Genomic DNA, 25909 nt, shown 5'->3' with positions numbered 1-25909 from the left:
GTGGACTGGTCGATACCGCTCTCGCTCCCTTGTTTTTTTCTCGTGCAACATTCGGTGCGCCATCCATCGCAAGCGCGACCCATGACTCTAAATAAAGTCGCTCCACTGCCGGTGCGTCAAGGAAGAACGCCATCCCCGCCGTGCTGGCGGGTTCTGGCGGTTGGCCAGTCCCTGGCGGCGGGGCAAGTGGTGCACCGCCGCCAGCGCTATCGTCAATACTGCTTGGTCTTTGAAGCAAAGCCGGCGAGGAAGAGGCCGGTCAGAAACATGCCGCAGAACGCCTCTATGGCCGACAACAACTGGAGGGGAGAGGAGGTCTGGGAGATATCGCCGTAACCCAGGGTCACGAAGGTCACTATGCTGAAGTAGAGGGAACGCCCCAGGTGGCCATGGGTCACGGACTCCGGCGCCAGGAAGTAGGTCAGGGTCGCCAGCAATATGACCCCCATCGACATCAACAGGCTTCTTATCGGCCGCTCGCCAAATCCCCAGGTGATGAAGCTGACAAACTTGCTGGCGCACTTGAGGTAGCACAACAGGGAGAGCCACCCCTTCGTCATCAGGCCGCTGCGTAGCCAGCGCTCCCTAAACAGCTCCCTCGGGCTTGCCAGGGATTTCATCTCGTGCAGCTTCTCCTTGTAATAGCATTCACCGGCATCGACGGTGTCCCCCACGCTGGAGAAGATGCGTTTGGCATTGCGGTACAGCTTGCTGGCCTCGTTGTGATCGATCCGGCCATTCTCGTTGTAGACCACCTGCACCTTGTCCAGATTGGTGTGCTCCATGGTGGCATCGAAGTTCTTGGCACTGACGTTGAAGTTTTTCAGCACGGCCCGGGAGGAGTGAAAGCGGATCTCCTCGCACTCTATGGTGAAGTCCTGAAACACCCCGTCCTCCAGCGCCAGCTCCCGCTTCTTGGCCCAGGCTCTGTGATCCCACAGCAGGGAGTCGAACAGATCGAGGCCGATCACCCCGCCATTGACCCTCACCCCCTTGGCCGAGCAGTGCCACAGATAGACCTTGGAGTTGTTGACGGCACCATCCAGCGAGAGCTCGTCGAGGCAGGTGAAGTCCAGCAGACGGCCTGAGATGATGGGGCTCTTGAGTTCGACGCCGCCGATGTTGAGCAGGCGATGCTTGCCCAGCACCTGGGCCTCCCCCTTGTTGTTCTCGGAGACGGAGAGCAGGCTCTGCACCCGCTTCACCTCGGCTTTGCCATGCCTGGCGGCCAGCCACATGGCATAGGGCTCGAAGCGCGTCTCTGAACGGATGAGGCCGCTCTTGCGCAGGGACTCCAGCGCGCTCGAGGCGGTCTCATAGAGCCTTATCTTGTCGTCGCTCATGTAGACGCAGAGGCTGAGCACGGATCGCGAGCTGATGAAGCGGGCTATGCCGATCTGGAAGATGACGCTTTTCTCTATTTTCTGCTCTGTCATCCAGTCGTCGAAATGGGGCAGCGAGGCCACCAGCAACTCCCAGATCAATGGATAGTCATTCTCCCGTCGCCACTCGTTGAATTGTTCGGGAGAAAGCTGCCACAGCTCGGTCGCATTCATAGATTACCTCGATCATGGATTTGTCCCTCCCAGGAGTGCCGAGGGAGAGGATCAGGAGCCTGCACGCCCAAAGAGAGATACCAGTTCGTAGAAAACGGGGGATCACAGGCCGGTCACGCCATCATACTAGCCGAGAGGATGGCTGTAACTCACTGACAGGGAAGGTATAAGGGGCGGGGAGCGACAAGTTGTCGCGGGACTGAAGAGGAATCAGGCGCCAGGATCGCCGTGCCAGGCGGCCTCGCCCGTCCGGGAAGCGGGAGGCCCAGACAAGCAAAAGGGGATGCCATGGCATCCCCTCTTCACATCAGCTGAACTGACGTCAGCTTATTGCTGTACTTCCTGCACGCCGGAGACGCGGACTTCGACACGGCGATCCGGTGCCAGGCAGGAGATCAGCTCGTTCTTGCCCTTGACGCCGTCACACTGGGTGCCGGTGACAGGGTCGGCTTCACCGCGGCCCTCGATGGCGATCTTGCTGGTGGCCAGCCCCTGGCTCACCAGGAAGTCGGCCACGGTACGGGCACGGGCTTCGGAGAGCTGCTGGTTCTGGGCATCGGAGCCGATACGGTCGGTGTAACCAACGACGATGGCGCTGCCATCCTTCGGCTGGAATTCAACGATCTGCTGGTACAGACCGCTCAGGGCTTCCACACCTTCCGGCTTCAGATCTGCCTTGCCAAAGGTAAACAGCACGTCGGAGTTCAGGGAAAAGTTCTTCTCGACAACCACAGGGGCCGCTTCTGCCACTACAGGAGCAGCAACAGGCTCAACGTAGGAGGTGCGGAACGGGTGATATACTGCTTCCAGCGTCGCTACGCTCTGGTTGGACTTGTACTGCTCACCGGTGTAGGTGGTCAGATCGGCCACATCCCACATGTAGCGGTAGCGCGCCTGCAGATCCAGGGCATCGTTCAGCTTGTAGGTCAGACCGACGCCGGTCATCGGCGAAACACGGGAATCAGTCACGCCAAAGCCGTGCGTATGGGACCAATAGGCCCCCGCTTCACCGAACAGGGAGAAATCTTCGCCAAGGGGCAGGCGGGCGATACCGGACAGGGTGGCTCCCTGGTTTTCGTAGGCGTTGTTGTTGATACCGCTATTGGTATTGCCACGGCCAGCGTACTGGTAACCCAGTTCGGCACCGAAGGTCTCGTTGAAGTTGTAACCCATGAAGAGGTTACCAGTGAACGCGTCTTCGGTACCACTCTCAACACCTTCGACCTTGTTCAGGCCGTTGAAGTGAGCGGCACCGACACCGGCACCAAAGTAGATGTCGTCGGTAGCGTGAGCTGCTGTGGTTGCCAATGCCAGTGCAATCCAGACAGGGGTCAGTCTTAAGTTCATTTATAGCCTCATCAATACTAAATGGCGGGCGTTAGGCCCTTGTTATATGTGGTCTCCATTTTATAGGTGAAATCATGTACAGGACCTTAAGCGCAGGCTATTTACCGCCCATTTTACTGCCTATTTTTCATGCACTTCTCGGCTTTCAGCAGAAAAACGTTTTCACTCGATAGCGGGTTTTCCATGCCCTGAAATACGGGAGCCTGAGGAGCCATGGGATTATCGAGCACATAAAAAAAGACCCTTGTCTTGCGACAAGGGTCTTTTTGAAATGGCTCCTCCTACTGGACTTGAACCAGTGACATACGGATTAACAGTCCGCCGTTCTACCGACTGAACTAAGGAGGAATTGTAAGTGGTGCCCAGAGACGGAATCGAACCGCCGACACGGGGATTTTCAATCCCCTGCTCTACCGACTGAGCTATCTGGGCAAATGGTGCCGGCTACCGGAATCGAACTGGTGACCTACTGATTACAAGTCAGTTGCTCTACCTACTGAGCTAAGCCGGCACACTTAAACTATTGTGCATGAACAAATTTTTCTTTCATGGCACCAAAATTGGTGCCCAGAGACGGAATCGAACCGCCGACACGGGGATTTTCAATCCCCTGCTCTACCGACTGAGCTATCTGGGCGTGGGCGCTATTAAACGGATTTTAAGGCGGGTGGTCAACGGGAAATTTCACTTTTCGTCTCGTTCGTCTCTTTTTTGCGCAGCATCACTCGTTTTAATCACTTCTGTGGGAGAAGCCGCGCCTCGGCGGCCCCAGAGTCGAGATTCCTCACCCCTGAGCAGGCGGGTGATGTTCTCGTGATGGCGCACCAGGATGAGACAGGAGAGCAGGGAGACCGGCAGGGTATATTCCGGTTTGAGCAGGTAGGTAAAGAGCGGGGTCAGCAGCACTGTAATGATGGAAGCCAGCGACGAGTAGCCGCTCACCAGCAGCACCAGCAGCCAGGTGGCGATCGCCGCCCCCCCCATGGCAAAGCCGATGGGCAGCATGGTGCCGAGCGCAGTGGCGACTCCCTTGCCCCCCCGGAAGTGGAAGAAGATGGGGTACATGTGGCCCAGACAGGCAGCGACGCCGATGAACCCCAGGTAGACGGGCTTGATCTGCAGATACCAGGCGAGGTAGACGGGAGCCATGCCCTTGAGCACGTCGAGCAACAGGACGATGAGCGCCGCCATCCGGCCACCGAGGCGCAGCACATTGGTCGCCCCCGGGTTGTGGGAACCATGGTCGCGGGGATCCGGCAGACCCGTGAGGCGGGAAACCAGCACGGCGCTGGACAGCGAGCCGCCCAGATAGGCCAGAATAATCATCAAAATCGTCAGGGCCGTCATCTTGGTCGTTTTTACCACGATATGAATGGGGTATGATGCGGGCCACATTCTCTGGTCTGGGCTTGCCCGAAAGCCTGTCGCCCAAACCGGCCGCCAGCGGCAATCGGCTTGCCAGGCCTGCATCCCTGCGCTGTTTTCACAGCCCATCAAGAGTAAAGAAGAAGTACTGTCATGGACAAGGTGTTTATTCGCGGACTCGAGGTTTTGACCACCATAGGGGTATATGAGTGGGAGAAAGGCATTCGCCAGAAGCTCTGTTTCGATCTCGAGATGGGATTCGACAACCGACCCGCCGCCGCAACCGACGATATCAATCTGGCACTGGATTACGCCACCCTCTCCCGCAAGATCTGTGATCACGCCCAGAGCAAGGTCGTCGAGCTGGTCGAAACCATGGCCGAGCAGGTGGCCGCCCTGGTGCTGGCCGACGAGCGGGTGCAGTGGGTCAAGGTCACCCTGACCAAGCCGGGTGCCGTGCCCAATGCCGCCGGCGTCGGGGTCGAGATCCTGCGCCACCGGACCCCGGCCGCGAGCGCCTGCTGATGACCCGCATCTATATCAGCCTGGGATCGAACCAGATAACAGGGAGCGCTGCATGAGCCGTATCTACATCAGCCTGGGTTCCAATATCGAGCGGGAGCACCACATCCGGGCCGGCCTCGATGCCCTGCATGCCGAGTTTGGCGAGTTGCAGGTTTCCCGGGTGTTCGAGAGCGAGGCGGTAGGCTTCAACGGCCGCCCCTTCTATAACCTGGTAGTCGGCGCCGACACCGACTTGCCCCTCGCAACCCTGTGCCAGCGGCTGCGGGCCATGGAGTTCGCCCACGGCCGCGAGCCGGATGCCAAGAAGTTTGCCCCCCGCACCCTGGATCTCGATCTGCTGCTCTATGGGGATCTGGTCTGCGACGAGCCTCTGGTACTGCCCCGTGGCGAGATCCTCACCAACGCCTTCGTGCTCTGGCCGCTGGCGGAGCTGGCCCCCGGCCTGCGCCATCCCACCGATGGCCGCCCCCTGGGCGAGCTGTGGCAAGGCTATGACAAGGCCTCCCAGCGCCTCGACCCCATCCCCTTCCACTGGACGCCGAGCGGCATCCTGGCCGATATCCAGGCCTGATCCACGCCAACATGGGCGCCCGGGCGGTTTCCTCCGGCCGGGCGCCCTCGCCCTCCCTCACTAGCTCCGCCTCAGGTCAGGGGCGACGCCAGACTATTTCGCTACATGACAGTGGGATGACAGAACCCATCGAATCCCAAACGCGAAACCGGCGGAATAAAATGCTAAAGCCACCTTCAGAATATATCTTCAGCGCCGATACGCTAGCCAACTCCTTTGCCCCTTGAGGTCGTCGTGAACGTCAAACAGAAACTTGTGTTATCCGCCATCCTGGTGGCCGGGATCCAGGCCGTCGTCATGGGGGTCATGTTTTACTTCTCCGGGCAGGAGTCGCGCAGCAACGCCGAAATGCTGCAGGCCAAGCAGGTGGAGGCCGACCTCGTCGCCCTCACCCTGCAGGAGAGAGAGTTTCTGTTGAGCCGGGACCCCGCCGCCGCCACCGCCTTCACCACCCAGAGTGACCAGGCCAGCCGCCTGCTCGCCGAGATGGCAAGAGACCATGGGGGCACGCAGCAGGCCGACATTCTGGGCTTTGCCAGCCAACTCAAGGAGTACAGCCGCCAGTTCGAGACCCTGCGCGCCCAGCAGGAGAAGATAGGCCTCACCCCCACCAGCGGCCATTACGGCGCCCTGCGTCAGGCCATCCACGCACTGGAACAGGAGCTCAAGGCCCGGGGCCAGCAGCAGGAGAGCCTGCTGATGCTGCAACTGCGCCGGGATGAGAAGGACTTCATGCTGCGCCGCGACATCGGCTATCGTGCCAAGTTCGAACAGAACCTGGCTCCCCTGGCCGAGGCGCTCGCCGGTGAACCGGCCCTCGCCGCCCTGCTGGAACGCTACCGCCAGAACTTCCTCGCCCTGGTCACAGAAGAGCAACGCCTGGGTCTGAGTGCCAGCGAGGGGCTGAGGGGCGAGCTCAATCGCAGCGCCGAGCAGATGCGCCAGGCGGGCATGACCCTGACCCAGGCCCTGACCCGGGAAGCCGACGCCACCCATGAACGCACCCTCAGGGTCATGGTACTGCTCTGCCTCCTCGGCATACTGGCCGCCCTCGGCCTCAACCTGCTGATCGGCCGCGACGTCATGACCGGCCTGCAACGGCTGGCGGACACCATGCGTCGGGTCACCGCCAGCAGCGATCTGACCCTGCGCGCCCGCATCGGCTCCAGGGACGAATTTGGCGCCATGGGCCGCGACTTCGACACCATGCTGGAGCACTTCAACCAGGTCATAGGCCAGGTCGTCTCCTCGGTCACGGATCTGGAACGCCTCACAGCCCAATTGCAGCGCAACGCCAACGCCGCTCAGGAGGGTACCCAGCAGCAGTTGCAGGAGAGCGATCTGGTTGCCACCGCCGCCACAGAGATGGAGAGCACTGTGCAGGAGATTGCCAGCAACACGGAGAGCGCCGCCGAGAGCGCCCGTACCACCAACCTGAGCGCCCAGCAGGGCCGGGAGAGCGTGGAGACCACGATGGCGGTGATCCATTCCCTCTCCGCCAAGCTGGAGGCCTCGGGCAAGGAGGTGATCGCCCTGGCCGAGGAGAGCCGTCAGGTGGGCAATGTGCTGGAAGTGATCCAGGCCATCGCCGAGCAGACCAACCTGCTAGCCCTCAACGCGGCCATCGAGGCCGCCAGAGCCGGTGAGCAGGGACGAGGCTTCGCCGTGGTCGCCGACGAGGTGCGCAACCTGGCCATGCGTACCCAGCAGAGCACCAGCGAGATTGCCGCCATAGTCTCCGGCTTGCAGGCCCGTACCCAGAGCGTGGTCACCCTGATCGGCGAGTGTCGCACCCAGGGGGAACGCAGCGTCGAGGCCGCCGGAGAGGCAAGCACTCAGCTCGCCAACATCACCCGTCAGATGGACCAGATGATGGACATGAGCACCCAGATAGCCACGGCGGTCGAAGAGCAGAGCTCGGTGGCGAGCGAAATCAATCGCAATGCCGTGGTGATCCGCGACATCGCCAACGACGCCCTGACCCAGGCCGAACAGAACAGCCGCGCCAGCCAGAACGTGGCCGAGCAGGCGAGCCTGCTCCATCGGGCTGTCGATCAGTTCAGGGTCTGATCCCCCAATGAGAGAGGGCGGCCGGGGCCGCCCTCTCTTTTTGCCGCGCCGCCCGCGTGGCCCGCGTGGCCATCAGACCGGATCTTGGCGACGACCCTCCTTCACATTATCTCTGGCAAGCTGGGCGAAGATCAGCGCCGCCAGCATGGACATCAAACCTATGCATAGATAGGTGAGGTGGAAGCCACCGAGCCAGCGTTCGCTCGCCTGTGCCGGCTGGCCAGCGGAGAAGAGCCCGAGCAGGCTGGCGGCGATGGCTACCCCCAGGCTCATGGAGAGCTGCATCACCACCGACAGCAGGCCGTTACCGCTGCTGGCGTGCTCGGCACTCAGGTCTTGCAGGGTCAGCGTATTCATGGCGGAGAACTGCAGTGAGTTGATGGCACCGAAGACCGCCAGCCAGACCAGCAGTACCCAGTGCGGCACCTGGTTGTCGATGAAGTAGAAGCTGGCGATCATCACCCCCAGCGCCAGGGTATTGCCGATCAGGATGCGGCGATAGCCGATGCGCGGGATCAGCTTGTTCACCAGCGTCTTGGTCAGCATGGCGCCGATCACAGTGGGGATCATGGTCATGCCCGCCTTGCTCGGCGAGAAGCCCAGCCCCAGTTGCAGGAAGAGCGGCGTGAGGAAGGGCATGGCGCCGCTGCCGAGGCGGGCGAACAGGTTGCCCCAGATGCCGATGGCGAAAGTGGTGGTCTTGAACAGCGCCAGGCTGAAGAGCGGCTGCGCCACTGTGGCGGCATAGAGCCAGTAGCTCGCCATGGCGGCCAGACCGAACAGCAACGCAAACAGGGCCCAGCCGGTGGAGATGCTGTGCTCCCCCAGCCCCTGCAGGCCCACCGACACCAGCACCATGCCGACGCTGAACAGCACGAACCCCTGCCAGTCAAACCTGGCGGTGTGCTGACGCAGATCGGGCATGAAGTACCAGCTGGCGATGAAGCCGAGCACGCCCACCGGCAGGTTGATGAGGAAGACCCAGTGCCAGCTCGCCACCTCCACCAGCCAGCCCCCGAGCGCCGGGCCCATGAGGGGCCCCAGCAGGCCGGGGATGGTGACGAAGGACATCACCCGCAGCAGCTCATGCTTGCTGTAGACCCGCAGCACAGCGAGGCGCCCTATGGGCATCAGCAGGGCCCCGCCCACCCCTTGCAGCACCCGGGCGGCGACCAGCATGGGCAGGGTATTAGCGGCCGCACAGGCCAGGGAGCCCAGGGTAAACAGCAGTATGGCGGCCAGGTAGACGCGGCGGGTGCCGAACCTGTCCGCCAGCCAGCCGGAGGCGGGAATGAGCAGGGCCACCGTCAGCATGTAGGCGATGATCACCGACTGCATCTGCAGCGGGCTCTCCCCCAGGGCCTCTGCCATGCTGGGCAGGGCGGTGTTGAGTATGGTGCCATCCAGCGTCTGCATGAAGAAGCCGACCGCGGTCAGCCAGGGTAGCCACTTGCGTTGGGCGGGGGTCACCAGGTGAGTGCTGTCAGGCATGAGTCTTTGTCTCCTCAACAGATAAGAAAAGACCCGCACGGGCGCGGGTCATATCAGCATATCAGGCATCCGGCTGGCCGAGCATGGCTCTGAGCTGCTCTTCCAGACTGGGCTCCGGGGCCTTGAGCGTATCAAGGAACAACCGCTCTATCCCCGCCTTGTCCTGGCTCTTCACGATGAAGACCAGCCGGGACTGGGCCTTGCCCTCGGGCCACTCCCCCAGGGCCTGCAACGGGTAGAGCTGGCCGTGCACCCCGTGGATCACCACGGGCTGGCTCTCGCCCTCCAGCTGCAAGATCCCCTTGAGCCGCAGCAGGGCGTCGCCATACTGGGCCTGCACCGCATCGATGGCGGCCAGCAGGCGGGACGGCTTGAGCGGCTCGCCGATGCGCAGGGAGAAGCTCTCTATGTTGCCATGCTCGAAATGAGTCGGCGCGGCCGTGCCTACCTTGGCGGCGAACGGCTGCATCTTCGGCTGCATGGGAGATGCCAGCCCCTGTCGGGGTGACTCGGTGCGCAGCCAGGCCAGCAGTTGGCGCACATCGCGCCCCGCCGCCTCGTTGTAGGCGCCGAGCTTCTCCAGCACAACGGGTGAGAGCTCGCCGTTGCTGACCCGCTCGATGGGGGCCGCCGGGTTGAGGGTTGCCAGCTGGCTTTCGACCCGCACCAGGGTCTCTTCCTCCACCAGGTCCCCCTTGCTCACCACCAGCAGATCCGCCAGGGCCACCTGTTTCACCGCTTCATACTGAGCCGCCAGCTGCTGCTCTATATGACCGGCATCCACCACTGTCACTGTGCCATCGAAGCGGTAGCGCTGGGCGATGAAGCCCTCTTCCTTCAGGGTAAAGAGCACGGGAGCGGGATCCGCCAGGCCAGTGGTCTCGATAATCAGCCGCTTGAACGGCTTTATCTTGCGCTGAATCGCCTTCATAAAGAGTCCCTGCAACGCCTCCACCAGGGAGCCCTGCACCGAGCAGCAGATGCAGCCGGAATCGAGCAGCACCACCTGCTCGTCCACCTGCTGCACCAGATGATGATCCAGCCCCACAGAGCCGAACTCGTTGATGAGCACGGCGCACTCGCCGAGCTCCGGCTGCTTGACCCAATGGTTGAGCAAGGTGGTCTTGCCGCTGCCAAGGAAGCCGGTCAGCAGGGTCACGGGGATTCTGGTGTCTTGTGGGTCTGTCATGTCACATCCTTAGCGCCTGTCGTCATGGGGCTTGAAGAGGCTGTCTCTTCCCCTCCTCCCCAACCCTTCTCCCACCAGGGGAGAAGGGAGCAAAAAATATCGCCCCTTTCCAAGAGGCCATCCTCACCGGTTGGCGAACAGCTCGCCGAGCCAGCGGTTCTCGAAGCGGCCATGGGGATCAAGTTCGCGCTTCAAGGCCAGGAAGTCGTGCCAGCGCGGCAGCAGGGCCGGGAAGTCGTAGAGATCCATCGCCAGGTGCTTGCCAAAATGCGGCGTGCCACCGAGCGGCACCAGCAGTTGCTGCAGCTCGCGCATCTGCTCCATGGAGCCGCCCACGAAGGTGCCGTCCGCCGCCAGATAGACCAGGAACCCTATCCAGCACACCGACTTGCCATAGGCGGCGCTAAGCCAGGCCTCGGAGGGGCCGGTGCAGCGCAATATGAAGGGGTAATGCAGCGCCCCCGGGTTGCGCTCCTGCCAGTGCTGCAGAATTTCGAGCGCCTCCTGCATGCGCTCGAGGGGTACCGCCACCTCGCAGTTGATCTGGGGCGCCGGTATCCCCTTGCAGAGGATCTGGTAGACGTTGCCCACCAGGTCAGAGGCGTCCTTGAAGCGGCGCACCGTCTCGAAATGCTCCCCGGCCCGCGCCTCGTCCTTGGTGTCCCGCGCCATCTTCTGCAGGGTGGCATCTATGGTGTCATTGAGGGCGGCATTCATGGCACCGTCAACGTCCCCCTCCAGCAGCAGGGGCTCGCTGCCCCCGGCGCGGTAGCGGGCCACCTCCTCCTCGGAGGCGGGATCCACCAGCCAGATGTGGCTCTCGCCGGTCCAGGCAAACCACCAGCTCTTCACGAAGCCGTGTTCGCGGTTGAGCCGCTCGTTGTGTTCCAGCAGGAAGGGGTAGTCGGTGGTGAACTTGGTGCAGCGCATGATGCGGTTTGGCACAGTGCGAAGGCGCACGTCGAGCAGCACACCTAGCATGCCCATGCCCATCACGAAGGCGCCGAAGCGCGGATCGGCGCGATCCACCTGGATAATATCCCCATTGGCCAGCATCACCGTCAGGGCTTCCACCGCATCGCACAGGGAGGACTGGTGCAGCCCCTGGCCGTGGGTGCCTGTGCTGAGCGCGCCCCCCAGGGTCTGGATGCCGATGACGCCGGGGGACGCGGGCAGCATCCGATCCATGGCGATGAGATCCCCATAGACGGTATCGAGGGGCGTGCCCGCCTGGTAGGTGACGGTATCGGCGGTTTTCGCCAGTTGGCCACGCAGATGGTGCAAATCCACCAGCAGCGCCTGACTGCCCTCGGCATAGACGCTGTGAATGGGTTCGAAGGAGAGGCCGGAGCCGATCAGCCGCAGCTTGCGCGCCGGGTATTCACGCAGCAGCGCCTGCAGCTCGTCGCGATTCTTCGGGCGCCACACCTGATCCAGGGCGCCGAGGGGGTTGGTCCTGGACCAGTTGAACAGCACCTCCCGATTGCCAATCGCCTTGATGCTGTGAAATGCCTGGAACCTGACCGTCATACCGCGCCTCATCTGACTTCTAAATGAGCGGCAATTCTACCGAAAAGCGAGCGCCAAGGCATGAAAAACAAGCCCCTACAGTCGAGGGTAGATAAGGGGGACCAGCCCCCTTCCCCTCAGCGTGATTGCTGGGTCAGTGCCAGCAGCATGCCAAATCCCACCAGCAGACCGCCAAACACCCGGTCGATCCAGTGGCGCACCGCCAGCAGACGAGCCCGCACCGACTCGCTGGAGAAGAAGAGCGCCACCGCGCTGAACCAGAGGGCGTGGGCCAGCACTATGAAGGCGCCGTAGCCGAGCTGGACCACCAGCGGCGTCTGCGGCTGCACTACCTGCATGAAGAGGCTGACGATGAAGATGGTGGTCTTGGGGTTGAGCACATTGGTCAGAAACCCGGTGCGCAGTGCCCCCAGGCTGGAGAGGGCTGGCTGACTGGCCATCGCCTCACCGGTCGCGGGCTGGGCCCGCAGCATCTTGATGCCGAGGAAGATGAGGTAGGCAGCCCCCGCCAGCTTGATGAGGTTGAACAGCCAGAGGGACTGCTGGATAAGCAGGCCCACCCCCAGCAGGGTGTAGCTCACGTGGACGCAGACCCCGGCCGCGATGCCGATCGCCGTCAGCACGCCGGTGCGACGGGAGAGCAACAGGCTGTTGCGCGACACCATGGCAAAATCGGGGCCCGGGCTGATGACGGCAAAGAAGGTAATGGCGACTACGGCTAACAGTTCGGTCATGAAAATAGTCCTGATCACATGGGATATCGGCTATTTTATTTGGCAATAAACCCAATGACGAACGATAACTTCTGACATGAACGGTGAGAAAAATTCACAGAAAAGCCTGTCGCTGCCCTCCCTGACAGCCCTGCGCTGCTTCGAGGTGGCGGCCCGCACCGAGCACTTCGGTCGCGCCGCCGACGAGCTGCACCTCACCCATGGCGCCATCAGCCGGGCGGTGCGCCTGCTGGAGGAAGACCTGGGCGTCAGGCTGTTCGAGCGGCGCCAGCGTCGGGTCTTCCTGACCGAGGCGGGCGACCGGCTCTATCAGGCGGTCAGGGAGGGGCTGGGCCAGATCCGGGAGACGGCCCAGGCGCTGCGCCAGCAGAGCCGCCCCCAGTCGCTGGTGCTCTCCTGCGAGCCCACCCTGCTGATGCGCTGGCTGATCCCGCGCTGGCCCGCCTTCCAGGCCCTGCACCCCGAGCTGGACGTCCACCTGATGGCAGGGGGCGGCGCCCTCAGCTTTGGCAGCGGCATCGATCTCGCCATCCGGCGCAATGACTTCGACTGGCCCGAGGATCTGCACAGCCAGCTGCTGTTCGAGGAGCTGACCGGGCCTGTCTGCCAGCCGGGCAAGGTGGCGCAGTTTTTCGAGCCGCGAGGGGAAGAATCCGCCCTGCATCCCTCGGCCCCCCGCCTGCACACCAAGACGCGCCCGGATGCCTGGTCACGCTGGCAGGAGAATGCAGGCCAACCCCAGAATGACGAGGCGCCGACCCAGACCTTCGAACACTTCTACTTCAGCCTGCAGGCGGCGGTGGCGGGCCTTGGCGTCGCCATAGGCCCCTGCCGGCTGGTGTGTGACGATCTGGAGGCTGGGCTACTGGTGGCCCCGCTCGGCTTCGTCCCGGATGGCACCGGCTACCACCTGCTCGCCCCCGCCAGACCCGAGCCCGGCAGTGCCCACGAGAAACTGGCGAACTGGTTGCACAGCCTGAGCTGAGCGCTCAATGTTCCTCCCCGCACGGCGGTGTTGACCTCGGGGACTCACGGCAGGCAGCCGTGACCTGGCTCAGTTGGCCCGAAAGGCACTGTCACTCTGCTGCGCCGCCAGCAGCAAGGCATCCACCAGGACGCGCACCTTGAGCGGCATGTGCTGGCTCCGGGCCCAGAGGAGATTGATCGGCATCTCGCCGCCGGAGTGATCATCGAGCACCGAGACGAGGGCGCCCGATCCCAACTGCTCGTTTACCAGCCAGGTCGGCACCTGCACCAGCCCAAGGCCAGCCAGTGCCGCTGCCCGCACGGCTTCCCCATCCCCCATCTCGTAGCGTACCGGGATGTAATAGGCTTCCGTCTTGCCCGCCCCATTGCTGAGCAGCCAGCCATGACGATGGCCGGCTCGCCAGTCGATGATGCAGTCGTGCCGTGACAGCTCATCCGGGGTCAAGGGCACCCCGCGCCTGGCCAGATAGGAGGGCGCCCCGCAGATGACGAGCCTCTGCTCCCCCAGACGGCGCGCAACGAGATCCGCCTGGTCCTCCAGCGCCCCTATGCGTACCACCAGATCGATGTTGGCCTCGACGAGATCGACCTTGCGCTCGTTGAAGGTCACCGACAGATCCAGCTGTGGATGCTGGCCAGCCAGTTCCAGCAGGATAGGCAGCACGTGCCTGCGGCCAAACGCAGCGGGAAGATCGATGCGCACGCGACCCGACGGGCTCTGCTTTCCCGATGCAAGGCTCTGCTCCGCCTCCTCCAGCACCCGGATAGCCTGAAGACAGCTGGCCAGATACGCCTCTCCCTCCGGGGTCAGGCTCACCCGACGGGTTGTTCTGTGCAGCAGCTTGACCCCCAGTCGTGCCTCCAAGCGCACTATGCTCTTGCTCAACGCCGAGCCGGTCAGCCCCAGCCCCAGCGCCGCTGCGGTAAAACTGCCCGTCCGAGCCACGGCGACAAAGTGTCTGACGCTCAGAAAGGGGTCCTGTACTGTCATCGACTCGGTCCTTGAAGGAATTAGAGATTGGAATGATAGCTACTTAATCAACCTCAAGGAATCAATCACACTGTAAACAGGTTCATTCAACACCACTCCTCGCTTGGGGTGGCCTGGATAGCCTTGAGTTCCCAACTCGCTCAGACCTTGCTTTATCACCAGACAGGAGAGATCAGATGTTGACCGTCAAACCCCTCAGTGGACAAGTTGCCTTCGTACAAGGTGGTTCCCGCGGCATAGGTGCCGCCATTGTGAAGCGCCTCGCTCGCGACGGTGCCGCCGTGGCCTTCACCTATGTCTCTTCCGCCAGCAAGGCAGAAGAGCTTGTCGCGACCATCACGGCGGCGGGCGGCAAGGCCCTGGCCATCCGTGCCGACAGCGCGGATGCCGTGGCCGTACAGCACGCCATACGCCAGAGCGTCACCCGCTTCGGGCGGCTGGACATTCTCGTCAACAATGCCGGGGTACTGGTATGGGGCCACCTTGAGGAGCTGACCCTGGACGCTCTGGATCGCACCCTGGCGGTCAACATCCGCAGCGTCTTCGTGGCCTGTCAGGAGGCGGCTCATCACATGGGCAAGGGGGGGCGCATCATCAACATCGGCAGCACCAATGCCGATCGCATCCCCATGGCGGGCGGCTCCGTCTACGCCATGAGCAAATCGGCCCTGGTCGGCCTGACCAAAGGCATGGCACGGGATCTGGGCCCGCGGGGCATCACGGTCAACAACGTGCAGCCAGGCCCGGTCGATACCGACATGAACCCGGCTGACGGGGAATCGGCGGAGCAGCTCAAGGGGATGATGGCGCTGGCCCGCTACGGCAAGGATGACGAAATCGCCAGCTTCGTCGCCTACCTGGCGGGACCTGAAGCAGGCTATGTCACAGGCGCCAGTCTGACCATAGATGGCGGCTTCTCCGCCTGACTTTCCCTTTTACTTCAGATACAAAAGCCCCGGCACTCGCCGGGGCTTGCTCATCAGGGGGCACCACTGCCGCACACTCGTGATGCGGCTTGCGTGGCAGCTCCGGCTCAGGCTGGTTCCGGCTGTTCCTCTTTGGCCTCAATCACTGGCGAGGCCGCCTGCGCCAACTGCTCGTCGCAGAATTGCCGGACGGGTACGGGGCGGCCGAACAGGTAGCCCTGCAGATAGGTCACCTTGCCCTTGAGATACTCTGCCTGCTCGCGGGTCTCGACCCCTTCGGCCACCAGCGCCAGGCCGAGGCGGTGGCCCAGATCGATCACGTTGTCGACTATGTGCTCGGAGAGGGACTCGGTACCGATACGACGAATGAAGGACTGATCGATCTTGAGGTAGTCCACATGGAACTGCTGCAGATAGACCAGGCTGGAGTGGCCGGTGCCGAAATCATCCATGGCCAGCTTGACCCCCATCTCGTTCAACGCCTGGAACAGCGAGAGGGTATGGGGATCCGCCACCAGCAGCTCCCGCTCGGTCAACTCCAGCACCAGCGTCACCTTGCCCGGTGCGAAGCGGGCGAGGAAGCTGCGGCACTCCTCCAGCAGGCTGTCGTCTCGGCAATGGGCCGCGCTGATGTTGAAGCTGATGTGGAAGCCATCGGGCAACTGCGCCTGGCTTGCGACCAGCTGCTGCTCCACCCTCCCCATGATGAGGCTGGTCATGGGCACTATCAGGCCGCAAGCCTCCGCCTGGGGAATGAAGAGATCCGGCCGGATCAAGCCCACGTCAGGATGCTGCCAGCGCATCAGCACCTCGACCCCCATGATGCGTTCGCTGCCGCTCTCCACCAGGGGTTGCAGGTAGGGGACGAACTCTTTGGCTCGCAGGGCCCGGGCCAGCTCGCTGGTCGGGGAGCGGGGGCGCCCCAGCAGCCACCACATGAGCACGGCAACACCGGCACTGAAGGCAAACAGCAGCCAGATCCCGAAGCCATGATGCCGCCACAGCCCCATCAGGGTGGGAGCAGAGGAGTAGCCTGCATAGATAGAGAGCGGATAGCCAGCAGCCTGGAGCTCGACATGCTCCTGACTCGCCAGGGAAGGCGTGGCGGCGAAGAAGTGGCCCTCCTCGTCGAGCCAGCCATCGCCCACCCTGAGCATCAGGGGCATGGCTCCCTGGTTGAGGCTCAGCATGAAGTTGAGGTAATCCCCATCGATCAGGGTCATCACGGCCCCTTGCACAGTGCCGGTGCGCACCGAGAGGACGGGATGATGCCGCCGCACCTCGTTCCCTTCCATCAGGCGCAGCTGGCCTTGGCTGTACTGCTCAGCGGTATAGGGGATCCGGCGCCGGCCAAACTGGGAGGTGCAGTAGACGCTGTCCCCCCGGCTCAGGTTGACCGAACGCACGAAGGGCACCATGGCGACCAGGGATCTGAGGGTCGGCAGCGCAGTGGCGCAGGGCATGCCCAGAAATGGCAAGGCCTGGCGATTGGCCGCCTGGGCATGAGACAGCATGGTCTCCATCAGCGCCAGGGTATGGCTCGCCGCCTGATGGGACTCCCACTGCAGATCGACCCGATAGCGAACGAGCATGGCCCAGTTGCCGAGCAGCATGGGCAGCGCGAACATCAGCAAGGTGATCAGCAGTCTTGGCCTGGGTCTGGCCGTGTCGGCCGCGGAGCAATAACGCATGGCGGATCCCGTTCGTAAAGGGTCGCCATCTTAGCAACCCAAGCTGAACCCAGGCCTAACCGGTCAAATAACGAGCAACCACACTGCGGGACTCAAGCGGAGGCGGCGCGACCGGCAACTGGCTGGCTATCCGCCTCCCCTGCCGTCAACCCCTGGCAGAACTGACGTAGCGGCTGGGGGCGCGCGAACAGGAATCCCTGCAGATAGTGGACCCCCTTGCCCCTGAGGTAGGCGGCCTGATGCTCGGTCTCGACCCCTTCGGCGACCAGGGCCAGGCCCAGCCTGCGACCGAGATCGATCACGTTGTCGACTATGTGTTCGGAGAGGGACTCGGTGCCGATCCGCCCGATGAAGGAGCGGTCGATCTTGAGATAGTCCACATGGAACTGCTGCAGGTAGATCAGGCTGGAGTGGCCGGTGCCAAAGTCATCGATGGCGAGCTTGACCCCCATCTCGTCCAGCTGTGCGAACAGGGAGAGGGTATGGGGGTTGGCCACCAGCAGCTCCCGCTCGGTCAGCTCCAGCACCAGCGCCACCCGCCCCGGCTGGAAGTGGGCGAGGAAGGCGCGGCACTCCGCCAGCAGGGAGAGATCCCGGCAGTGGGCGGCGCTGATGTTGAAGCTGATATGAAACCCCTCGGGCAGCTGGCTCTGCACCTGCTTCAGGCGATGGGCCACCACCTTCATGAGATGGGTGGTCATGGGTACTATCAGCCCGGACTCTTCCGCCTGGGGGATGAAGAGATCCGGGCGGATCAGGCCTGAGCTCGGGTGCTGCCAGCGCATCAGTACCTCGGCCCCCACCATGCGGTCGTCCTTGCTGGCCATCAGGGGTTGCAGGTAGGGAACGAATTCCCCCGCCCGCAACCCGCGCCTCAGCTCGTCTGTCGGGGAGCCCGGGCGACCGAGCACCCACCACACCAGCAGCGCGAGCAGCACAGAGGTGCCGGCCAGCCACAACAGGGCCAGATGGCGAGCCTCCCAGAGTGAGTGCCAGTAGAGCGGCATGGCATAGCCCGCATGGATGGCGAAGGGGTAGCGGTGGGAGGAGAGTTCAAGACGAGTCTTGCTGTGCAGCCTGGGGGGCTGGCTCTGATGATGGCCGGACTCGTCGATCCAGGCCGACCCGACCTGCAGATAGAGCTCGCTGGCGTCGCTGCTCATGGCGAGCATGAAGCTGAGCTGGGTGCTGTCGATGGCGCTCAGCACCGCATCGCGCCCGCGATCATGGCGCACCACCAGCAGCGGATGATTCTGACGCACCCTGTTGCCGCGCATCAGCAGCAACTTGTCCTGCGTGTAGACAGACCTGTCATCCACCTCCTGGACAGGTCCAAACAGCGAGGTGCAGTTGATCACCCCGTCGCGCACCAGATTGACCGAGCGCAGGAAAGGCTCGAGGGCCACTCTCTTGCGCAGTTGCAGCAGATTGCCGGTACAGGGCTGGTTCACCAGCGGCAATGCCTCCAGGTTGGCCTGCTCGGCCTGATCCAGCATGCGCTCAAGCAAGGTTCTCGCCTTGTAGGCGGAGGCGCTGGCGTCGCTCTTCAACTCCTGCTCATAGCTGCGGTGCACCATCCAGCCCCCCGCCAGCAGTGGCAGGGTCAAGACCAGCAGGGCACAGCCAAGGCGCCATCTCGTACGGGCAAGATCAATCCGGAACAGGAACATAGCAACCACGCCGCAATTCGCAGGCTTGCCCTGGCAAGCACCGCAGTGAAATAACGCCCATCTCGCACAGAAGACAATGGGACCATTCAGGCCAGACAACCTAACGCAGCGCGCTGGTAAAAGAAATCGACGACGCAGTGGCGGGAGATTGGCGGCCCATTATCGCGCAACCCCCATAAATGGAAAATGCCGCGTCAGGACGCGGCATTGTTATTTCCAGTGGTCAGACCGACCAGGCTTAGACCGCCTGTTGCAAAATCACTGCATCGGCCTTCTTGGTGTAGGAGGCGATTTCGTTGAAGTTGAGGTAGCGGTAAGTGTCGGCCGCCGTGGCATCCAGGGTCTTGGCGTACTGCAGGTACTCCGCCACTGTCGGGATCTTGCCGATGATGGCGGCCACCGCAGCCAGTTCGGCAGAGGCCAGGTAGACGTTGGCCCCCTTGCCCAGACGGTTCGGGAAGTTGCGGGTGGAGGTGGAGACCACGGAGGCCCCTTCCGCCACGCGCGCCTGGTTGCCCATGCACAGGGAACAGCCCGGGATCTCGATGCGGGCACCGACGCGACCAAAGATGCCGTAGTAGCCCTCTTCGGTCAGCTGATCCTTGTCCATCTTGGTGGGCGGGGCAATCCACATGCGGGTCGGCAGCTCGCCCTGGTACTTCTCGAGCAGTTTGCCGGCGGCGCGGAAGTGGCCGATGTTGGTCATGCAGGAACCGATGAACACCTCGTCGATCTGGCTGCCGGCCACGTCGCTCAGCAGGCGGGCGTCGTCCGGATCGTTCGGCGCACAGAGGATGGGCTCCTTGATGGTGGCCAGATCGATCTCGATGATTTCGGCGTATTCGGCGTCCTTGTCCGCTTCCATCAGCACAGGGTTGGCCAGCCACTCTTCCATCCCCTTGATGCGGCGGGTGATGGTGCGCACGTCGCCGTAGCCTTCGGAGAGCATCCATTTCAGCATCACGATGTTGGACTTCAGGTACTCGATGATCGGGGCCTGATCCAGCTTGATGGTGCAACCGGCGGCGGAGCGCTCGGCGCTGGCGTCCGCCAGCTCGAAGGCTTGCTCTACTTTCAGAGTCGGCAGACCTTCGATCTCGAGGATGCGGCCGGAGAAGATGTTCTTCTTGCCCGCTTTCTCGACGGTCAGCAGCCCCTTCTGGATGGCGGCGTAGGGGATGGCATGGACCAGATCACGCAGGGTGATGCCAGGTTGCAGCTCGCCCTTGAAGCGCACCAGCACGGATTCCGGCATGTCCAGCGGCATGACGCCGGTGGCGGCGGCGAAGGCCACCAGGCCAGAGCCCGCCGGGAAGGAGATGCCGATGGGGAAACGGGTGTGGGAGTCACCGCCGGTACCCACGGTATCCGGCAGCAGCATGCGGTTCAGCCAGGAGTGGATGACGCCGTCACCGGGACGCAAGCTTACACCGCCACGGTTCATGATGAAGTCCGGCAGGGTGTGGTGGGTCTGCACGTCGATGGGCTTGGGATAGGCCGCGGTGTGGCAGAAGGACTGCATGGTCAGATCGGCGGAGAAGCCGAGGCAGGCCAGATCTTTCAGCTCGTCACGGGTCATGGGGCCAGTGGTGTCCTGGGAGCCGACCGTGGTCATGCGCGGCTCGCAGTAAGTGCCCGGGCGTATGCCCTGCACGCCGCACGCCTTGCCCACCATCTTCTGGGCCAGGGTGTAACCCTTGCCGGTGTCGGCCACAGGCTGCGGGCGACGGAACACGGTGGAGAACGGCAACCCTAAGGCCTCGCGGGCCTTGTCGGTCAGGCCGCGGCCGATGATCAGCGGAATACGGCCACCGGCGCGCACTTCGTCGATCAGCACGTCGGTTTTCAGTTCAAAGCGGGCCAGCACCTCGTCGGTGCCGTGACGGGTGATCTTGCCCTCATAGGGGAAGATGTCGATCACGTCGCCCATCTCCAGCTTGGAGACATCCACTTCGATGGGCAGGGCACCGGCATCTTCCATGGTGTTGAAGAAGATGGGGGCAATCTTGCCGCCGAGGCAGACGCCACCGGCGCGCTTGTTCGGCACGAAGGGAATGTCGTCGCCCATGAACCAGAGCACCGAGTTGGTGGCGGACTTGCGGGAGGAGCCGGTACCGACCACGTCACCGACGTAGGCCAGCGGGAAGCCGGTCTGCTTGAGCTCTTCGATGGCCTTGACCGGGCCTATGACGCCGTCCTTGTCCGGGGTGATGCCGGGGCGGGCGTTCTTCAGCATGGCCAGGGCATGGAGCGGGATGTCCGGACGGGACCAGGCATCCGGTGCCGGGGACAGGTCGTCGGTGTTGGTTTCGCCGGTCACCTTGAACACTGTGACGGTGATCTTCTCGGCCAGAGCGGGGCGGCTTTGGAACCACTCGGCATCGGCCCAGGATTGCAGCACCCGCTGGGCGTGGCCATTGCCCGCCTTCGCCTTCTCTTCCACGTCGTGGAAGGAGTCGAACATCAGCAGGGTGTGGGACAGCCCCTTGGCGGCAAGAGGGGCCAGGGAGGCGTCGTCCAGCAGATCGATCAGCGGCTGGATGTTGTAGCCACCCTGCATGGTGCCGAGCAGCTCGACCGCTTCGGCGGCGGTCAGTATGGGTGAGTGGGCCTCGCCCTTGGCGACGGCGGTGAGGAAGCCGGCTTTGACATAGGCCGCTTCATCAACACCCGGGGGAACGCGGGAGGACAACAGTTCTTTCAGAAAATCATGTTCACCGGCGGGCGGGTTCTTGAGCAGTTCAACCAGGGCGGCGACCTGCTCTGCATCCAGAGGTTTGGCAACCACGCCCTCGGCGGCACGTTCTGCGACGTGTTTACGGTATGTTTCAAGCACGACTAATTCCTCTTTGGTCTTTTTTTTGGGGTTCGCCCAAGCTCGCGGCGATCGTCCTTGCGGGACACCCGTAGGGTGCCCCCCACTATATAAGTTTTAACGAGTAATTAAAATCCAAACCCTGTGCAGTTATTCACCAAACCAGCATAACCATATAAGCCAGTTAGGTTTTTTTAAACTGACAAGAGACACAGCACAAACAAGTTAACAAAAAGTCAGCATTTCACCCTTATTGGAACGTAGTGCCCAATTGCAGATAGAACATGTCGTGTCCCCCCTCCGCCATGCCATAGCCGAGGAAGATGGGGCCGAGGAAGCTCTCCACCCCCACATAGACGGAGCCCGAGGTATAGGAAGATTCCAGGCTGATGTCGGCCCCCTTGTTCCAGACCCCGCCCTGCTCGAGGGAGCCCCCGAGGAACAGGGGTGCCTTGATGGCCCCGAAGTCGTTGTCCGCCACCCGATAGATGTAGCGCAGACCGCTGAACAGGCTGTAGCGGCCGCTCAGCTGGTAGTGCTGGAAGCCGGAGAGCCGGAACAGGCCGCCGAGATCCTGCACGAACAGCGGCACCTCCTCCTCCGAGGAGGAGCCGCCCCCTTCCAGCATCAGGTTGAGGCTGTGCCGTCCCCATGACCAGGGCTTGATCATCGCCAGGTGGTAGTTGAGCCCCTCGGTGTTCTCCGTCGGCTCGCCGGTCGGCTCTATCTTGATGTGGGAGTAGCCCCCCTTGATGTCCCAGTAGACCCCCGCGTAGGGGAAGTAGCGACTGTCGAGGGTGTCGTGTTCGAAGCGAATGTAGGGGCCCCAGGCGGTGGCATCTGCGTTCGCGTCGGACAGGTTCTGGACATCGACGCCGCCCACCTGGCCTTCCAGCCCCAGGGACAATCTGCTCCAGGGCTGGCGGTTCCAGCCGACGGCGAGATCCATGCTGGTGAAGCTGTACTCGGAGTCCAGATAACGGACCCCGGACGATTTGACATCCTCCTCCGGGAAGAAGACCCGACGCTGGGTCTTGTCATAGGCCAGGCTCGCCTCCCCATAGAAGGTCTGGGAAGGCTCGAGCGGCGTGTAGAAGTCGGTCTTGAGGTGCTTGGCCGTGCCGAGCGACGCCTCGGTGAGCCACTCGGCGCCCCAGTCGTTGACGTTGGTCAGGGTATAGGACATGCCGACGTTGTAGTTGGAGCTGCTCTCGAAGTCATCGGAGAAGCCGAGCTGGAAGTTGAGATAGCCCGGGCCCCAGTTCTTCTCGCTGGCATCCACCACCAGAACGTTCTCGCCGTCCCGCTCCTCCACCTCGTAGGTGATGCGGTCGAACGACTCCAGGGCGTAGAGGCGGCGGATCCCGGCCTCCAGGCTCTCATAGGTCTGCACCTTGTCCGGGCGCACCTTGAGCATGGCCCGCACCGTCTCGTCGGAGAGGCGCGACTTGTTGAGGATCTCCACCTTGTCGATGTAGTAGGCCGGCTGCCCGCTGCGCTCGGCGCGGCGGCTCAGCTTCTTGTTGCGGTAATCCGCGTAAGCGTCAGGGGAGAGCGACAGGGCATCGAGCTGGGCGGAGGCGCGGTCGGCCACCGCCTCCCCCTGCTTGATCCCCTCCGGCATGCGGGCAAAGTCGGCGATCCCCATGTCACCGAACTCAGGACTGAGCAGCACGTCCTTTGGCCCCAGCAGCGCCTTCTGCTTCTCGGTGCCGACCTGGGTCATGTAGGTGGTGAGCTGGTCTATCATGGCCAACCCGGATTTGAGCGACTCCCTGGTGCGCAGCTTGGCGCCTATGTCCACCGCTATCACCACGTCGGCCCCCATGGCCTTGGCCACATCCACCGGCATGTTGTTGACTGTGCCACCGTCGGCCAGGATGTGCCCTTCCCACTCCACCGGCTTGAGGGCACCGGGGATGGACATTGAGGCCTGCATCGCCTTGGCCAGGCTGCCACTGTCCAGCACGAAGGGGGTCACCGTCTCCATGTCGGTGGCCACGGCGCGGTAGGGAATGGGCAGATCGTCGAAGCTCTTCTGCGCCGGCAGGTTGGAGGTAGCATGGCGCAGCAGGCTGGCCATGGATTGGCCCTGGAAGAAGCCGTCAGGCAACTGGGTGGAGTCCCCGTTGACCCCGATGTCGGTGCGCAGCTGGTACTTCTCGCTCTGCTGCTTCTTGCGCAGGGAGAGCTCGTCACGACCGACCTTGTCCTGATAACCCTTGTTCCAGTCGATGGCGAGGGTCATGCGCTCCACCTCCTCGGCACTGAGCCCCATGGCGTACATGCCCGCCACATAGGAGCCCATGCTGGTGCCGACGACGATGTCGACCGGGATCCGCTTCTCTTCCAGCACCTTGAGCACCCCTATGTGGGCCGCCCCCTTGGCGCCGCCGCCGCTCAGCACCAAGGCTATCCTGGGTCTCTCCGCCTTGCCTTCGCCGCCGTGCACCCTGGCCTTGGGCCCGGTGTCACTGGCCTGGGCTATCCCCGCCAATGGCAGGGTTGCCAGCAGAAGCATTAGCAGATGGGTCCATCCCCGATGAAAGATGCGCATATGAGTGTCCATTGATCCGTGCGAGTCGAGCGAGCAGTCCGCCGACATGAGTGCTGCCAACTATAAGTTCCAGAACTTTAACTGCAAGCGCCCCTGCTGGCGAGATGTCATCACCCCCAGGGGCCCCAGAGCCAGGGATAACTGGCGCCAATCCAGTCCCAGCCTGATGTGAGCGCAAACGTTAATCGGCAATAATCGCCGCCGCCACCTCAAGAGCGCGCCAGATCAGCCGTTAATATGTACTCAACCTTAGGCCCACACCCCGAGTCACCCTTATGTTCGCAAGCCTGACACTCAAACAGAAAATTCTGGCCACCGTCATCCTCGCCGTGGCTCTCTCCTGCCTGCTGGTGGGCTACTTCAGCCAGCGCTCGGCCCAGCAGTTGATCGAGACCCGCATGTTCGAGCAGGAGCTGCCCAACCTGACCCAGCGCATCGGCAAGGAGATCGAGAAGGATCTCACCTCGGTCGCGAGCGCCGCCAGACAGCTGGCCAATGACCGCTTCGTGCTGGACTGGGTGGCCCGCGGCATGCCCAAGGAGCAGGAGTCCATCCTCATCGACCAGCTCAAGGACATGACGAGCCAGTATGGCCTGGTCACCGCCTCCTTCGCCGATCGCCAGAGCGCCGCCTACTACAACCAGGACGGCTTCCTGCGCATCCTGAACCATGAGCAGGACAACTGGTTCTACGACTACACCAAGAGCGGCCAGGACCTGATGCTCAGCATCTTTCGCGAGAGCAATGGCGAGGTGAAGCTGTTCGTCAACTTCCAGCAGCTCGACGGGCGCGGCCTGGCCGGGCTTGCCAAGTCTCTCGACAGCATGGTCAGCATGCTCGCCAACTTCCGCATCGGCGACAGCGGCTTCGTCTTCATGACAGATGGCAGCGGCAAGGTGAAGCTGCACCCGGACGCCGCCCGCATCGACAGAGACAGCCTGAGTCAGCTGGCAGGCCCGGGCGCCGGCGCGCTGATGACCAGGCAGCCCTTTGCCGCCACCCACGCCGAAATAGATGGCCAGCCCGTGGTGCTCGCCACCAGCTATATCCCCCTGCTCGACTGGTATCTGGTGGCCCAGGTGCCGGAAGCCGAGATCTATGCCGAGCTGGACAAGGCGCGGCTGCACATAGTGCTGGTGAGCCTGCTCATCGCCGTCGGCATGGGGCTGCTTGGCGTCCTGCTGGCTGGCTCCGTCAGTCGCCCCCTCAACGAACTGGCTCGCCTGTTCCGGGAACTGGGCAGTGGTGACGGGGATCTGACCCAGCGCCTCAAGGTGGAAGGACGGGACGAACTGAGCCAGGTCGCCACCGGCTTCAACAACTTCGTCGCCAAGATCCACGGCTCCATCGAGCAGGTGGCGAGCAACTCCCGCCAGCTCGCCGCCACCGCCAACGAGGTGGCCGCCAAGGCCCAGCTGACCCAGCACAACTGTACCGCCCAGCGGGATCGCACCGTCCAGGTCGCCACGGCCATCCACGAGATGGGCGCCACAGTGAGCGAGATCGCCGGCAATGCGTCCCTCGCCGCCGACGTGGCCAAGCAGGCCAACGATCAGGCTGACGCGGGTGCGGTCGTGGTGGCGCAGGCCCGCCACGGCATCGTCGGTCTCTCCGGTGAGATCGAGCAGGTGGCCGGAGTCATCGAGTCACTGGCGAGCCAGACCGACTCCATCGGCAGCATACTCGACACCATCCGCAGCATCTCGGAGCAGACCAACCTGCTGGCGCTGAACGCCGCCATCGAGGCCGCCCGCGCCGGTGAACAGGGCCGCGGCTTCGCCGTGGTGGCCGACGAGGTCCGCAACCTCGCCAGCCGCTCCGCCGCCTCCACCGCCGAGATCCAGGGCATGATCAACCGCCTCCAGGAGCAGAGCGCCCGCGCCGTCAGCGCCAT

Annotated in this window: 18 protein-coding genes and 4 tRNA genes; 6 read left to right on the top strand and 16 right to left on the bottom strand. The window is 63.0% G+C overall.

The features are described 5' to 3' along the window. Window positions 1-212: 212 nt before the first annotated feature. The 7 genes from AB5Y91_RS02430 to plsY form a co-directional block, all read right to left on the bottom strand. Window positions 213-1556 carry a potassium channel family protein gene (locus AB5Y91_RS02430; protein WP_106885680.1) on the bottom strand — a complete coding sequence of 448 codons (1344 nt, stop codon included), beginning with the start codon at window positions 1554-1556 and terminating at the stop codon, window positions 213-215. Window positions 1557-1883: 327 nt separating this feature from the next. Further along, a complete protein-coding gene (locus tag AB5Y91_RS02425; RefSeq protein ID WP_368168990.1) occupies window positions 1884-2903 on the bottom strand; it encodes an OmpA family protein in 1020 nt (339 codons plus the stop codon). A gap of 272 nt (window positions 2904-3175) precedes the next feature. Beyond that, a tRNA-Asn gene (locus tag AB5Y91_RS02420) sits at window positions 3176-3251 on the bottom strand. Between the two features lie 8 nt (window positions 3252-3259). Continuing rightward, a tRNA-Phe gene (locus AB5Y91_RS02415) sits at window positions 3260-3335 on the bottom strand. Between the two features lie 3 nt (window positions 3336-3338). Then, a tRNA-Thr gene (locus AB5Y91_RS02410) sits at window positions 3339-3414 on the bottom strand. 50 nt (window positions 3415-3464) lie between these two features. Next, window positions 3465-3540: transfer RNA gene (locus AB5Y91_RS02405), tRNA-Phe, on the bottom strand. 47 nt (window positions 3541-3587) lie between these two features. Next, window positions 3588-4250 (bottom strand): glycerol-3-phosphate 1-O-acyltransferase PlsY, encoded by a 663-nt coding sequence (gene plsY, locus AB5Y91_RS02400; protein ID WP_159392282.1) that lies wholly within the window; start codon window positions 4248-4250, stop codon window positions 3588-3590. A 171-nt stretch (window positions 4251-4421) separates the two neighbouring features. On the opposite strand from plsY, the gene folB reads away from it, so the two are divergent. The 3 genes from folB (at window position 4422) to AB5Y91_RS02385 (ending at window position 7434) form a co-directional block, all read left to right on the top strand. After that, window positions 4422-4793 (top strand): dihydroneopterin aldolase, encoded by a 372-nt coding sequence (folB, locus tag AB5Y91_RS02395; protein WP_106885677.1) that lies wholly within the window; start codon window positions 4422-4424, stop codon window positions 4791-4793. 52 nt (window positions 4794-4845) lie between these two features. Continuing rightward, on the top strand, window positions 4846-5364 hold the full coding sequence (gene folK / locus AB5Y91_RS02390) for a 2-amino-4-hydroxy-6-hydroxymethyldihydropteridine diphosphokinase (protein ID WP_368168989.1): 519 nt from the start codon (window positions 4846-4848) through the stop codon (window positions 5362-5364). 234 nt (window positions 5365-5598) lie between these two features. Then, the gene (locus tag AB5Y91_RS02385) at window positions 5599-7434 is read left to right on the top strand and encodes a methyl-accepting chemotaxis protein (RefSeq protein WP_368168988.1); all 1836 of its coding nucleotides are present in this window, start codon (window positions 5599-5601) and stop codon (window positions 7432-7434) included. A gap of 72 nt (window positions 7435-7506) precedes the next feature. Here AB5Y91_RS02385 and mdtD read toward each other — a convergent pair whose 3' ends face one another. The 4 genes from mdtD to AB5Y91_RS02365 all read right to left on the bottom strand — a co-directional run bounded on the left by mdtD (window position 7507) and on the right by AB5Y91_RS02365 (window position 12378). Next, complete coding sequence (gene mdtD, locus AB5Y91_RS02380; RefSeq protein WP_025328423.1) at window positions 7507-8925, bottom strand: multidrug transporter subunit MdtD; 1419 nt, start codon at window positions 8923-8925, stop codon at window positions 7507-7509. Between the two features lie 61 nt (window positions 8926-8986). Further along, a complete protein-coding gene (locus AB5Y91_RS02375) occupies window positions 8987-10114 on the bottom strand; it encodes a GTP-binding protein (protein WP_368168987.1) in 1128 nt (375 codons plus the stop codon). A gap of 123 nt (window positions 10115-10237) precedes the next feature. Beyond that, on the bottom strand, window positions 10238-11644 hold the full coding sequence (locus tag AB5Y91_RS02370; protein ID WP_368168986.1) for a D-arabinono-1,4-lactone oxidase: 1407 nt from the start codon (window positions 11642-11644) through the stop codon (window positions 10238-10240). A 116-nt stretch (window positions 11645-11760) separates the two neighbouring features. Beyond that, window positions 11761-12378, bottom strand: coding sequence for a LysE family transporter (locus AB5Y91_RS02365; protein WP_368168985.1), 618 nt, complete (start codon window positions 12376-12378; stop codon window positions 11761-11763). Window positions 12379-12454: 76 nt separating this feature from the next. On the opposite strand from AB5Y91_RS02365, the gene AB5Y91_RS02360 reads away from it, so the two are divergent. Next, window positions 12455-13363: a LysR family transcriptional regulator gene (locus tag AB5Y91_RS02360; protein ID WP_368168984.1), complete on the top strand. Its 909-nt coding sequence runs from the start codon at window positions 12455-12457 to the stop codon at window positions 13361-13363. Between the two features lie 69 nt (window positions 13364-13432). Here the strand turns inward: AB5Y91_RS02360 and AB5Y91_RS02355 are convergent, their stop codons facing one another. Further along, window positions 13433-14356 (bottom strand): LysR family transcriptional regulator, encoded by a 924-nt coding sequence (locus AB5Y91_RS02355; protein WP_368168983.1) that lies wholly within the window; start codon window positions 14354-14356, stop codon window positions 13433-13435. Window positions 14357-14532: 176 nt separating this feature from the next. On the opposite strand from AB5Y91_RS02355, the gene AB5Y91_RS02350 reads away from it, so the two are divergent. Then, entirely contained in the window at window positions 14533-15282 is a 750-nt protein-coding gene (locus tag AB5Y91_RS02350) for a 3-oxoacyl-ACP reductase family protein (RefSeq protein ID WP_168235899.1), read from the top strand. 107 nt (window positions 15283-15389) lie between these two features. Here AB5Y91_RS02350 and AB5Y91_RS02345 read toward each other — a convergent pair whose 3' ends face one another. From AB5Y91_RS02345 to AB5Y91_RS02330, 4 genes are all read right to left on the bottom strand, one after another. Continuing rightward, window positions 15390-16973, bottom strand: a complete 1584-nt coding sequence (locus AB5Y91_RS02345) for an EAL domain-containing protein (RefSeq protein ID WP_368168982.1) — start codon at window positions 16971-16973, stop codon at window positions 15390-15392. A 92-nt stretch (window positions 16974-17065) separates the two neighbouring features. Beyond that, a complete protein-coding gene (locus AB5Y91_RS02340) occupies window positions 17066-18643 on the bottom strand; it encodes an EAL domain-containing protein (RefSeq protein WP_368169011.1) in 1578 nt (525 codons plus the stop codon). A 238-nt stretch (window positions 18644-18881) separates the two neighbouring features. Continuing rightward, on the bottom strand, window positions 18882-21479 hold the full coding sequence (gene acnB / locus AB5Y91_RS02335; RefSeq protein ID WP_368168981.1) for a bifunctional aconitate hydratase 2/2-methylisocitrate dehydratase: 2598 nt from the start codon (window positions 21477-21479) through the stop codon (window positions 18882-18884). 229 nt (window positions 21480-21708) lie between these two features. Then, entirely contained in the window at window positions 21709-24015 is a 2307-nt protein-coding gene (locus tag AB5Y91_RS02330; RefSeq protein ID WP_171276934.1) for a patatin-like phospholipase family protein, read from the bottom strand. 275 nt (window positions 24016-24290) lie between these two features. On the opposite strand from AB5Y91_RS02330, the gene AB5Y91_RS02325 reads away from it, so the two are divergent. Next, the coding region (locus AB5Y91_RS02325) for a methyl-accepting chemotaxis protein (protein WP_368168980.1) at window positions 24291-25909 on the top strand (1619 nt) is incomplete at its 3' end.

This window comes from Aeromonas sp. R4-3, assembly GCF_040908275.1.
GTDB classification, from domain to species: domain Bacteria; phylum Pseudomonadota; class Gammaproteobacteria; order Enterobacterales; family Aeromonadaceae; genus Aeromonas; species Aeromonas rivipollensis.
The sequence above is the reverse complement of the archived record's forward strand: the minus strand, read 5'-3'. Positions and strand labels throughout refer to the sequence as shown.